The organism is Conexibacter stalactiti (assembly GCF_033542075.1).
GTDB classification, from domain to species: domain Bacteria; phylum Actinomycetota; class Thermoleophilia; order Solirubrobacterales; family Solirubrobacteraceae; genus Conexibacter; species Conexibacter stalactiti.
Window position 1 is genome coordinate 44,318 of sequence record NZ_JAWSTH010000001.1, and the last position, 12,033, is coordinate 56,350.

At 72.6% G+C, this 12,033-nt stretch carries 10 protein-coding genes; 3 read left to right on the top strand and 7 right to left on the bottom strand.

Annotated features, from left to right (window positions below; translation table 11 throughout):
* Positions 1-8: 8 nt before the first annotated feature.
* Entirely contained in the window at positions 9-1,937 is a 1,929-nt protein-coding gene (locus tag R7226_RS00190) for a hypothetical protein (RefSeq protein WP_318594992.1), read from the bottom strand.
* 106 nt (positions 1,938-2,043) lie between these two features.
* On the opposite strand from R7226_RS00190, the gene R7226_RS00195 reads away from it, so the two are divergent.
* Positions 2,044-2,448: a nitroreductase family deazaflavin-dependent oxidoreductase gene (locus R7226_RS00195; protein WP_318594993.1), complete on the top strand. Its 405-nt coding sequence runs from the start codon at positions 2,044-2,046 to the stop codon at positions 2,446-2,448.
* A gap of 55 nt (positions 2,449-2,503) precedes the next feature.
* Here the strand turns inward: R7226_RS00195 and R7226_RS00200 are convergent, their stop codons facing one another.
* Complete coding sequence (locus R7226_RS00200; RefSeq protein ID WP_318594994.1) at positions 2,504-4,918, bottom strand: alpha/beta hydrolase; 2,415 nt, start codon at positions 4,916-4,918, stop codon at positions 2,504-2,506.
* 254 nt (positions 4,919-5,172) lie between these two features.
* Here R7226_RS00200 and R7226_RS00205 point away from each other — a divergent pair, with 254 nt between their 5' ends.
* Positions 5,173-6,831, top strand: coding sequence for a glycerol-3-phosphate dehydrogenase/oxidase (locus tag R7226_RS00205; protein ID WP_404827734.1), 1,659 nt, complete (start codon positions 5,173-5,175; stop codon positions 6,829-6,831).
* A 1-nt stretch (position 6,832) separates the two neighbouring features.
* On the opposite strand, the gene R7226_RS00210 is transcribed toward R7226_RS00205, so the two are convergent.
* Positions 6,833-7,783, bottom strand: coding sequence for a hypothetical protein (locus tag R7226_RS00210; RefSeq protein ID WP_318594996.1), 951 nt, complete (start codon positions 7,781-7,783; stop codon positions 6,833-6,835).
* Between the two features lie 79 nt (positions 7,784-7,862).
* A complete protein-coding gene (locus R7226_RS00215) occupies positions 7,863-8,543 on the bottom strand; it encodes a TetR/AcrR family transcriptional regulator (RefSeq protein ID WP_318594997.1) in 681 nt (226 codons plus the stop codon).
* Between the two features lie 92 nt (positions 8,544-8,635).
* Here R7226_RS00215 and R7226_RS00220 point away from each other — a divergent pair, with 92 nt between their 5' ends.
* Entirely contained in the window at positions 8,636-10,102 is a 1,467-nt protein-coding gene (locus R7226_RS00220) for an MFS transporter (protein WP_318594998.1), read from the top strand.
* 6 nt (positions 10,103-10,108) lie between these two features.
* On the opposite strand, the gene R7226_RS00225 is transcribed toward R7226_RS00220, so the two are convergent.
* The 3 genes from R7226_RS00225 to R7226_RS00235 all read right to left on the bottom strand — a co-directional run bounded on the left by R7226_RS00225 (position 10,109) and on the right by R7226_RS00235 (position 11,922).
* Positions 10,109-11,020 carry a hypothetical protein gene (locus R7226_RS00225; protein WP_318594999.1) on the bottom strand — a complete coding sequence of 304 codons (912 nt, stop codon included), beginning with the start codon at positions 11,018-11,020 and terminating at the stop codon, positions 10,109-10,111.
* 96 nt (positions 11,021-11,116) lie between these two features.
* Positions 11,117-11,452, bottom strand: a complete 336-nt coding sequence (locus R7226_RS00230) for an ArsR/SmtB family transcription factor (protein ID WP_318595000.1) — start codon at positions 11,450-11,452, stop codon at positions 11,117-11,119.
* On the bottom strand, positions 11,449-11,922 hold the full coding sequence (locus R7226_RS00235) for an SRPBCC family protein (protein WP_318595001.1): 474 nt from the start codon (positions 11,920-11,922) through the stop codon (positions 11,449-11,451). The genes R7226_RS00230 and R7226_RS00235 overlap by 4 nt, the downstream gene beginning before the upstream one ends.
* Positions 11,923-12,033: the final 111 nt, after the last annotated feature.

Consider the following 12,033-nt stretch of genomic DNA (forward strand, 5'->3'; position numbering starts at 1 on the left):
CACCGCGCTCACGCCAGCGGCTGCCCGTTCCCGTCGACCCGCTGGAAGGTCAGCGACAGCGACCACGTGTAGCCGATCGTCGCGTCGGGGTTGTTGACGACGAAGCCCGGTCTGCCGCTGCCCGTGAAGGTGAGCGTGACCGGGTCGGTGCGCAGGAAGGTCGCCCGCGCCTCTCTGCGCACGTTCTCGCCGTTCATGAAGCCGCCCCAGACGTAGACGTTGCACGCGTCGTCGCTGGCGTCGACGTAGCCGACGGCCGGGTCCGGGAGCGCCCAGCGCAGCTCCCACTCGGGGTCGTTCCAGCCGCCGCTGACGGCGAAGGAGACCGGCCACAGGCCGTCGCCGCCGACCTTGCGGTCGGGCAGGTCGAGCACGCAGCGCACGCGCCCGCTGTCCTCCGATCTGCAGCCCTCGACGTGGTGGCCGTGCCAGGTCGCCGGCGCGCGTCCCTCGATCTCGCCCTCGACGCTGCCGCGGACCGGCGCCAGCACGCTTCTGCCGTCGAACGGGAGCGGGCCGCCGACGCCGTCGAACTGGATCGAGCCGGCCTGCGTGCCGCAGAGCGTGTCGCTCGCGCTCGCCGTCGTCGAGGTGGCGATTCTGACCGCCAGCACTCTGTAGCGCAGCGCGCACGAGTCCTCGACGTCGAAGCGGGTCGCGGCGGTGACGCGGCGCTTGTTGTCGAGCGTCGAGTTGGCGTATTCGAGCACGATCTCGCGCACGTCCTCGGCCGGGTCCTCGCGGCAGAACTCGACGGTCGCGCGGCCGTCCCAGTTCTCCGCTCTCCACGTGCCGTCGCCGCGCCGCACGAGCGCGCGCACGTGGAAGTTCGGCGTCGCCGCCGCCGGGTTGACGAAGGTGACGCGTCTGACAGCGGCGTCGGGGATCGTGATGCGGCGGTACTCGCGCGAGAGGATCCGCAACGATCTGACCGGGACCGGCGCGCTCGCGCGTCTGGCGCCGGCGAGCTTCAGCGCGGTGGTTCTCGCTCTCGGCGCATGGTCGATCCGGTCCCAGGCGCGGAAGGAGGGGCCGAGGCCTCTCGGCAGCGGGTCGCTGTTCCAGGCGTAGAGGCCGAACTCCGGGAAGCGCGCGCGCAGCCCGCCCGGAATCGCCTTGTCGATGTGGACGCTGTCGCCCCAGCGCGCCTTCGCCTGCTCGATTCTGCGGATCACGCCGGTGCCGAACTTCTCCGTCAGGTAGCGCGGGAAGACCCACGTCGCGTAGCCCCAGAAGTGCACGGGCAGCTCGGGTTGCTCGAGCGCGCCTCTGTGGTCGTGCTCGACGTCGTCGCGCGGGTAGATCCAGTCGCCGGCCCACGTCGCCGACGCCTCCGACCACTCGGAGTAGTTGATGCAGCGCTCCTTCGTTCTGAAGGCGGCCTGGAAGGCGTGGAAGATCTCGTGCGCGAGCACGGCCGGGCGCACCCCGGGCCGCACGACGGCGAAGACCGGCTCGCCGGGCGCGCAGTTGCGCTCGGGGTCATACGGATGCACGAAGGCGGCCGCGCGCGCCGGCACTCTCATCGGCCCGACTCTGTCGGCCTCGGTGACGTAGACGTCGAGCGCTCCGTCCGGTCCGTGGAAGCAGCGCTCGCGCGCGTCCGACGGCGGTCTGCGGCCGAGCAGTCTGAGGAATCTCGGGTAGATCTTCGTGCCGACCTCGGGCGCGAGCGCTCTCGCGGTCCGCGCGCCGGCCGCATCGCCTCTGGCGTGCAGCAACCGCACAGCGCCGGCTCTGACGACGGCGAATCTGGCGAAGTCGCCGGTGAGACAGGCGGCGGCGGCGCGCGCGCCTGGCGGCGCGACGGCGGCGGGGACAGGAGCGGCGGCGGCGGTCGAGGAGACGCCAGCGCCGGCACCGGCCGCGAGCGCGGCGGTCAGGGCGAGTGCGCGGCGCGCCGGCAGCCGGCGCGCGCGGAAGCGGTTGCGGTCCATGAGCCCACTGTCGGGGGCGCGGGGCGCGGATGCATCAGGGACACCCCCGAGAGATCCCGCGACCGGGTACAACGGAGGCTGACGACACAGACGAGGAGGAACGGACATGTTGTTTGGCAAGGAGCACGTCGAGCGCTACGAGCAGACCGATGGCGCCGAGGGCCACGAGTGGCAGGGCACGACGGCGCTGATCCTGACGACGAGAGGGCGCAGATCGGGCGAGTCGCGCAGAACGCCGCTGATCTACCAGCGCAACGGCGACGACGTGCTGATCGTCGCCTCCAGAGGTGGCGATCCCAAGCCGCCGGCCTGGTACCTCAACCTCGAGGCCGATCCGCTCGTCGGCGTGCAGATCGAGGGCGACAGATTCAACGCCCGCGCGCGCGACGCGACCGACGCCGAGAGAGCCGAGCTGTGGCCGGTCATGACGGCCGCGTGGCCCGACTACGACGAGTACCAGAAGAAGACCGACCGGCCGATCCCGATCGTCGTGCTGGAGCGCGAGGGCTGAGGAGAGCAGCGCCCCGCCGGCCCGCGCGCGGCGGGCCGGCGGTGCGAACGCGCTGCTACTTCACCTTCACGAGCCGGACCGGCAGCTGCTTCAGGTTGCCGGAGCGGTCGATCGTCGAGACGCGGACGCGGTAGGCGCCCTTCGGCAGCTTCGCCTTCGGGACGGCGACGCTCCAGGCGCCGGTGCCCTTCGCCGAGATCGCGATGCCCTCGGCGAGCGGGAGCGGCTTGCTGAGCTTGCCGCGCGCCGTCACGAAGCGGGCCTTTCTGGCGCTGGCCAGTCTGAACACCTGCACGAGCGTGCGCTCGACGCCGCCCGCGGCGGCGCCCTTGGCCTCCGCGCAGCCGCTGTCGGAGGCGCTGCCCGCGATCACGAGCTGCTTGCGCGAGGTCGCGACCTTCTTGACGCTCACGAGCGGCTTGCTGGTGTCGAGGCAGACCTCCTTCGCCGTCGCCGACACCGCCACCTTCGGCGGGTCGACGATCGGGCCGGGCGGCGTCGACGGCGGGCCGTCGGGCGCGGGGACGACCTCTTCGACGTCGCTGCCGTAGTCCTCGCCGTCGGGCGAGACGGCGCGGCCGGTCGGCGCCTCCTGGAACATCACGTCGGCGAGCTGGATCGAGCCCGTCGGCGTGCGGCGGCCGAAGCCGAGCTCGACCGTCGTCACCTTCGTCAGGTCGACGCCGGCGAAGACCGTCAGCGGGATGCGGATGCCGTTCAGCACGACGTGCTGGAAGGCGGTCCCGATCGACGGCTCCAGCGCCGTGCTCCAGCGCGCCGCTCTCGTCGTCGCTCTGTTGCCGGCGGCGTCCTTCAGCGTGATCGTGAAGTCCTGCGTGACCTTGTCCGGCGTGTAGCCGTCGCCGCCGGGGTTGCGCGGATCGTTGCGGTTGACGCCGGCGCGCAGGTCGAGCACGCCGAATCTCGACACGTCGGTCGGCGCCGCGAAGCGCGCCAGCGACGCCTCGAGCGTCGCCGGGCCGTTCCAGGCGATCGTGAACTGGTTGCCCTTGGAGCGGTTGAGCGCGCCCTCGGGGCAGAGCGGGTAGCTGGTCGGGTACGTCGGGCCCTGGCGCCATGCGATGTCGTTCGGGTTGCAGACCTGGAAGGTCGTCAGCCCTCTCGCGTCGATCCAGCCGCCACCGGCGGTCGTCGTCGTCAGCGAACTGTCGAACGGCGTCGGCGGGGCGACGAGCGGATCGGGCTGCGGATCCGGGATCGACTTCGGTCTCAGCACGTCGAGGCGCTTGCCCAGCGGAGCGACGTAGGAGGTCTTGACCGTCTCGCCGAGACCCTTGCCGCTCTCCTGCGGGGCAGCGGTCTCGGGCAGCGTGACCTCGCCCGTCATGATCGGGTCGAACGCCTTCTCGTTGCCGACGTAGCGGCGCATGAAGGCGTTCATCAGCGCCGCGCCGACGCGGCGCTGGTCGGCCGGCGTCAGGCGCGCCGACGTGTCGACGCCACGCGAGCAGGCCGGGTCGTCGGTGCGCGAGAAGTCGTCCTGCGTCCAGACGGTGTTGAAGAAGTTGTGGTTGGTGCCCTGCACGTACCACTGCACCTTCGCGAACGTGTCCGTCGACTGGCCGGCGTTGTCGGTCGGGTACTTCGCGTTCTCGAAGAAGCGCGCGCCCTGGAGCGTCGAGACGTCGCCGTCGCAGGCCGGCAGCAGCACGCCGTAGTTGGTCCCGTACGGCATCTTGTACGCGCTGTAGTTGACCGGCGCGAGCGCGAGCACGCCCGCCAGCGAGAAGCGCTGGAAGCCGCTTCTCGGCTGTCTGATGTTGCGCGTGTAGCCGATGAAGTCGGTGACGGCGTCGCCGCCGCGCGAGTGGCCCATCAGGCCGATGCCCTCGGCGAAGTTCAGTCTGCCGACGAGCTTGGTGCCGACGGTGTGGTCGGGCTCGCCCGGGACGTACGGACCGGCGCCGTTGTTCCAGCGCCACAGCAGCTCGAGGTTCGCCTGGATGATCTGCGAGCGCGCGCCGGCGCCGCCGTCTCTCCAGTTGTTGTCGAAGTTGGTCGTGTTGGCCTCGACCGAGAGGACGGTGTAGCCGTGGCTGGCGAGGTTGCGCGCCATGTAGTCGTAGCCGCCGTAGGAGCGCACGTCGGTCTGCGTCGGCGTCCCGTCGGGATCGGTCACGTCGTCGCAGATCAGTCTGCCCGGCGTCGGCGTGCCGATGCAGGCCGCATGGCGGCCGTGCACGAAGACGACGATCTTCGCGAAGTCGACGTCGTCGGCGTACGTGATCGAGCCGCGCATCGGCACCTGCGTCGTGCTGATGCCGTCGGCCAGCGTCAGCAGCAGGTTGCCGGCCTCGTAGTCGATCTTCTTCGTCGGGTGGGGACCGGCCGCCAGCGGGTCGGCCGCGGTGCCGCCGGCGGAGGCCGCGGAGGCGGACAGCGCCAGCGCCGCGAGCGCGCCGGTCGCGGCCGCGAGCCAGCGCGACGGCGTGAGGGAGATCCTGCGCAAGGGTTGCCTTTCGGACGGAGGGACCGTGTGTTTAGCCCGCGTTCAGCTTTTGCGCAAAACCTCCATCACAAGTTCGGACCGGCGGTCGGAAGCGGCCTCTGTGAGTCTGTGCACACGGGCCATAGCGCTCGCCGCCGAGACGTGATCGCGGCATCCGGCATGGGTACCTTGGACAGAGACCCCCTCCGAGACGAGCGACCGTGATCGACCTCAGCATCCTCAACCCCCAGCAGCGCGACGCCGCCCTGCAGCGGATGGCGAACGAGACCTTCGAGGTGGTCGTGATCGGCGGCGGCGTCGTCGGCACCGGCTCGGCGCTCGACGCCGCCTCGCGCGGGCTGTCGGTCGCGCTCGTTGAGGCGCGCGACTTCGCCTCGGGCACCTCCAGCCGTTCCAGCAAGCTGATCCACGGCGGCCTGCGCTACCTCGAGCAGCTCGACTTCAGACTGGTGCGCGAGGCGCTCAGAGAGCGCAGCCTGCTGCTCAACACGCTGGCGCCGCACCTCGTCAAGCCGGTGCCGTTCCTCTACCCGCTCGAGCATCACGTGTGGGAGCGCGGCTACGTCGGCGCCGGCATGGTCCTCTACGACGAGCTGGCCGGCCACGACGGCGTGCCGAGACACCGCCACCTGACCAAGCGCCAGGCGCTGCGAATCGCGCCGGGGCTGAAGCCCGACGTGCTGATCGGCGGGATCCAGTACTACGACGGCAGAGTCGACGACGCGCGCCACACGCTGACGGTCGCGCGCACCGCCGCCCACTACGGCGCCGCCGTCGCCAACAACGCGCCGGTCGTCGGCTTCCTGCGCGAGGGCGAGCGCGTCACCGGCGTGCGCGTGCGCGACGTCGTCAGCGGCCGCGAGATCGAGGTGCGCGCCCAGCAGGTCGTCAACTCGACCGGCGTCTGGACCGACGACCTCCAGCACCTCGTCGGCGAGCGCGGCAAGTTCAGAGTGCGCGCCTCGAAGGGGATCCACCTCGTCGTCCCGAGAGACCGCATCCAGCTCGACACCGGCCTGATCCTCAGAACGGAGAAGTCGGTCCTGTTCGTGATCCCGTGGGGCCGCCACTGGATCGTCGGCACGACCGACACCGACTGGGAGCTGAGCAAGGCGCACCCGGCCGCCAGCCGCACCGACATCGACTACGTGCTGGAGCACGCCAACAAGGTGCTCTCGCAGCCGCTCACGCACGCCGACGTGGAGGGCGTCTACGCCGGCCTGCGGCCGCTCCTCTCGGGCGAGTCGGAGTCGACCTCGAAGCTCAGCCGCGAGCACAGCGTCGCGGTGCCGGTGCCGGGGCTGGTCGCGGTCGCGGGCGGCAAGTACACGACCTACCGCGTGATGGCGAAGGACGCGATCGACGCCGCCGCGCGCGGGATCGAGCGCTCCGTCCCGCCGTCGGCGACCCACCGCACCGAACTGCTCGGCGCCGAGGGCTACTGGGCGCTGTGGAACGGCCGCCACCGGCTGGCGCAGGAGAGCGGCCTGCACATCGCGCGGATCGAGCACCTGCTCAACCGCTACGGCGCGCGCATCGAGGAGCTGCTCGACCTCGTCAGAGCGCAGCCGGAGCTGGCCGAGCCGCTGCCCGGCGCCGACGACTACCTCGCGGTCGAGGTCGTCCACTCCGCCTCGCACGAGGGCGCGCGCCACCTCGACGACGTGCTCGCGCGGCGCACGCGGATCTCGATCGAGACCTTCCACCGCGGCACTGAGACGGCGTTGAAGGCAGCCGAGCTGATGGGCGACGTGCTCGGCTGGGACAGAGCGGAGGTCAGACGCGAGGTCGACGCCTACGTCGCGCGCGTCGAGGCCGAGCGGCGCTCGCAGGAGCAGCCCGACGACAAGGCCGCCGACGAGGTCCGCACGGCCGCGCCCGACCTGCTGGCGGGCGTGACCGGGGACGCGTAGGTCAGCGCTTCAACACGACCTTCGCGCTCACCCCGCCGCCGGCGGTGAGCGTCAGCGGCAGCGTGCGCAGCTTCGCGAGCCGGGTGCGTGCCGCCTTCGTGAAGCGCAGCCGCACGGTCGCCGCTCTGCCGCCGCGGGCGGTCAGGCGGGCGCTGGCGACGACGAGCGGCTTGCGGCCGAGGCCGGCGCCGCGCGCGGTCTTCGCCGTGATCGTCGCGCGCAGGCGCACCGTGCCGCTGGCGCCGCGGACGGTCACCGGCAGGCCGCGTCTGAGCGCGACGGCGAGCTTCGGCGCTCTGCCGGCGAGGCTCAGGACGACCTTCGCGGCCGGCGCCGGCGGCGGCGTGCTCTGCGTCGGCGGCCCCGGCGGCACCAGTGCCGGCGGCGTCGGCGTTTCGCCGCCGACCGGTGGCTGCGGCTCGGGCTCTCTCACCACGACCGGCCGCTCGACCGTCTCGCAGTCTGCTGCGACGACATCCGCCGTGTCGGCGACGACGCGGTCGGCGCCCGGCCCACAGTCGACCGTGTCGACCTCGCCGTCGCGCGCCTCGATCAGATCGTCGCCGAGACCGCCGGCGATCCGGTCGACGCCGGCGCCGCCGTCGACCGTGATCGCGTAGGAGGGGCTGGGAGCGCCCGCGGCCGCAGCGGCGACCTCGAAGCGGTCGTCGCCTGCCCCCAGCTCGAGCCGCAGTCCGTTCGGGCCCGTCGCGCAGTAGGCGCGCGTGAACGAGTCCTGCACGCAGCCGCCGGAGGCGGAGAAGGGGCCGCCCTCGACGAGGTCGGCAATCGCGATCGCCGCGTCGAAGCTCGCTCTGACAGAGAAGCGGTCGGGGCCCGGCGAGCCGTGGACGGTCGAGTGTTCGATCGCGGCGTGGGCGGGGGCGGCGAGCAGCAGGGCGGCGGCGAGGCCGGCCACGCCGCTGCCGAGCGACTGACGGAGCGTGGGCATCGGCCGACGGTAGGCACGACGCGGCGAATCCACCACGCCAAGAGGTCCGGCCGGCCTCTGACCTTCGGAAGAGGCGCGCTCAGCGCAACGAGGTCTTCCAGGCGCCCATCGCGGCGTCGAGTTGCGGCTCGTCGAGCGCCGGCACCGGCAGCGGCGCGGCGTCGTCGCGGCGGGCGCGCAGGCCGTCGAGCACGATCGTCAGGTAGCGCCGCCACAGCTGCGGCGAGACCTCGCGCGAGAAGTCGACGACGGTGCCGAGCATCAGCTGCAGCAGCGGCATGTCCGGCCCCTCGACGTCGTCGCGCAGGCAGCCGGCGGCGCGCGCCCGCTCGAACAGCTCGGTGACGACCGGCGCCATCTGCTCACGAGCGTGCGAGACGCGCTGCTGACCGTGGGCGGTGTCGAACAGCAGCTCTTTGAGGCCCCTGTCGTCGGCCTGCGCGACGAGCGCCCGCTCCATGAAGGAGACGAGCCCCAGCCACGGGTCGTCGTGGGCGAGGCCGTCGCGCGCCAGCTGCGCGAGCGCCGCGATGCGGTCCTCGAACAGCGCGTCGATCAGCTCCTCCTTGTTGGCGAAGCGGCGGTAGACAGTGCCGACGCCGACGCCGGCGTGATGGGCGACATCGTCCATCGTGGCGCCGAGGCCGCGCGTGGCGAAGACCTCTCTGGCGGCGTCGAGGATCCGCCGCAGGTTGCGCTCGGCGTCCTTGCGCAGCGGCTTCGGCTGCGGCTCGGCGGAAGCGTCGCGGGCTCTGCTCATGGTCGGACTGTAGCGAATGCGGAGGAAGCTTCTCCGCTTAGCTGCTACCGTTGAGAAGTCGAGATAGTTCCTCCGCTTCTTTGAAAGGCCCGATGTCCTCCTCTCACACCACCACCTCCGACCCGCACCACGCGCGCCGCTGGCTGATCCTCGCCGTGATCGGGATCGCGCAGCTGATGGTCGTGCTCGACGCGACGATCGTGAACATCGCGCTGCCCTCCGCCCAGGAGGCGCTCGGCTTCAGCGACGCCAACCGCCAGTGGGTCGTGACCGCCTACGCGCTCGCGTTCGGTTCTCTCCTGCTGCTCGGCGGCCGCATCGGCGACCTGATCGGCCGCAAGCGCGTCTTCGTCGTCGGCCTGATCGGCTTCGCCGTCGCCTCCGCCCTCGGCGGCGCCGCGCAGAGCTTCGGCATGCTCGTCTTCGCCCGCGCGCTCCAGGGCGCCTTCGGCGCGCTGCTGGCGCCGGCCGCGCTGTCGCTGCTGACCACCACCTTCACCGATCCGGCCGAGCGCGGCAGAGCGTTCGGCGTCTTCGGCGCGATCGCCGGCTCCGGCGCCGCGATCGGCCTGCTGCTCGGCGGCGTCCTGACCGAGTACCTGTCGTGGCGCTGGTGCCTCTACGTCAACCTGCTGTTCGCGATCCCGGCCGCGCTCGGCGGCCTCGCGCTGCTGCACGAGCAGGCCCACCCCGACAAGCCGCGGATCGACATACCCGGCACGCTGACCTCCGGCCTCGGTCTGTTCGCGCTCGTCTTCGGTTTCGCGAAGGCCGAGAGCGACGGCTGGGGCGCGGGGATCACGATCGGCTTCCTCGTCGCCGCCGTCGTGCTGCTCGGCGCCTTCGTCGCGCTGCAGACGCGCGTCGCCAACCCGCTGCTGCCGCTGCACGTCGTCAAGGACCGCGACCGCGGCGGCGCCTACATCGCGATGGGCATCACCGGTGCCGGCATGTTCGGCGTCTTCCTGTTCCTGACGTACTACCTGCAGCAGACGCTCGGCTTCTCACCGGTCGAGACCGGCCTCGCCTTCCTGCCGTTGAGCTTCGCGATCATGCTGACCGCGACGATGGCGACGGCCAAGCTGATGCCGCGCTTCGGCCACAAGGCGCTCGTCGTGCCCGGCATGGCGATGTCGGCGATCGCGATGGCGTGGCTGGCGCAGGTCGGCGTCGACTCCAGCTACGCCACGCACGTGCTGCCGCCGCTGGTGCTGATGGGTCTCGGCCTCGGCCTCGTCTTCGCGCCGGGGATGAGCATCGCGACCGTCGGCGTCGCCAAGACCGAGGCCGGGATCGCCTCGGCGATGGTCAACACGACGCAGCAGGTCGGCGGCTCGATCGGCACCGCGCTGCTCTCGACGCTGTTCGCCAGCGCCGTCAGCGGCTACATCGCCGACAACGGCCCGCAGGCGGCCGAGGCCGCCGCCGTGCACGGCTACACGACCGCGTTCTGGTGGTCGGCCGGCATCTTCGCGCTCGGCACGATCCTCTCCGCGCTGCTGATGACCAGCGGCGTGAAGGAGCTCGACCCGCACGCGGAGCCGGTGCTCGCGCACTAGGTCGCGCTACTGCGGCGGCGCTGCGGCGCCGCCGCCCGAGCCGCCGCCGGCGAGTTGCTCGGTCGCCGGATCGACGTCTTCGGCCGGAGCCGCCCCGCCGTTGCCGGTCGTCGGAGCGGCGCTCGTCGGCGCACCGCCGGCACCGCCGCTGGAGGCGCCGCCGCTGCCGCCGCCGCTCTGCACGACGCCCGCGACGCCGCTGGAGCCGAGCGACGCACCGCCGCCGTTGGCGCGCGCGGTCTGCAGGCGCACGTCGTCGAAGTCGACCTCGGCGCCGGCGCGCGCGTTGCGGTTGACGAGGCGGATCTCGATCGGCTGGCCGAGCGCGCGATCGTCGGCGGTCGCGCTGTAGGCGACGCCGGTCTCGACGAACAGGCCCTCGGCCGGCTGGATGCGATCCTGCTCGTGCGCGAGCAGCCGGCCGCCGGCGCGCAGCTCGACGCGATAGCCGGGGAAGCCGCTGACGGCGAAGCCGCGATGGGCGCCGGCGCGCGGGTTGCCGATCTGCACGCGCAGCAGGTAGCGGACGCCGGCGGTCAGCCGGGTGCGCGTCTGCTGGCGCAGGCCCAGCTCGCCGTTGCCGGCACCGGCCGCGGCGTAGAGGAAGGCGACCGCGCCGCCGGCCGGCAGGCCGCCCGGGTAGGCGGTGGCGGTCGGCCGCCAGGCGCCGAGCACGGTCGCCAGCCCGCTGGCGGGGTCGCCGACCGGCGCGATCAGCCGCTCGGGATCCCAGAACTCCCAGCCCTTGATCGGCAGCGGATCGTTCTGGCTGGTGAACTCGCTGCTCGTCGCCGACGTGCGCTCGAAGCTCGGGTTGACGACCGGCGCGGCGACGGCGGTCGCGGCGGCGGGGCCGGCGAGCAGCGTCAGCGCAGCGGCGAGCGTCGCACGAGCTGGGCGTGCGGAAGCGCGAGTCATCAGGTCCCTTCGGTGAGCGATTCGGCGGGCGGAGCGCGCGGGAGCGTACCCAGCCGCCCCCGCGCGCGCGACCGCCGCACGCGGACTTGCAGCGGCTCAGACCTCCTCGGCCAGCCGCTTGATCGCGTCGAGGCGACGGTCCCAGGCGGCGGCGAGGTCGGCCATCCGCCGCGCCGTCGCGTCGAGCCGCTGCGGCTCGACGCGGTAGCGCACCTCGCGGCCCGCTCGCCGCCGCTGCACCAGCCCCGCTCTGTCGAGCACGACGAGGTGCTTGATGACCGCGGGGCGGCTGACCGGCAGCTGCGCCGCGAGCGTCGTCGCCGTGCCCTCCCCCTGCTCGGCGAGCGTGCCGAGCAGCCGCCAGCGGGTCGGGTCGGCGAGCGCGGCGAAGACCTCCGGCGCCGGATCGGGGGCGACGGCGGCGGCGCTCATCGCGACGCCGGCGTTCCCGCCGCGTAGGCGACCAGGTCGGCCAGCTCCAGCGGCCAGCCGCGCGTGTTGCCGGCGAGGTGCCCGGCGACCGTCTCGGCGTCGCCGTCGAGCGCGGCGAAACCGCTCTCGACCACGCTCAGTCGCGTGCTGCCGCCCTCGGCGGCGAGCGTGAACTCGACGAGCGTCGAGTTGCCCGGCGCGGGAGCCTCGGGCTCGATCCCCGCTCCTCTCGGCCCGAACGGCGCCCACGTGTAGGCGAAGCGGTGGGGCCGCTCGACGACCTCGACCCGTCCGCGCGCGTCACCGTGCTCGCTCCAGCGGAAGAGGATCTCGCCGCCGGGGCGCAGGTCGATCTCGGCGCCGGCGTCGCCGAACCAGCGGCCGACGTGCTCGGCCTCGGTCAGCAGCTCCCAGACGCGCTCGACGGGTGCGTCGATCAGCACGTCGCGTTCGATCCGATCTGCCGTCATGGTGAACCTCCACCGTCGTAGTGTCACCCGCAGGTTACACATCACCAGGACGAGGCGCAACCCTGGGGTTACAGGAAGAGGAGGAGGGAGTTCCCCCATGCCGGATGGCGG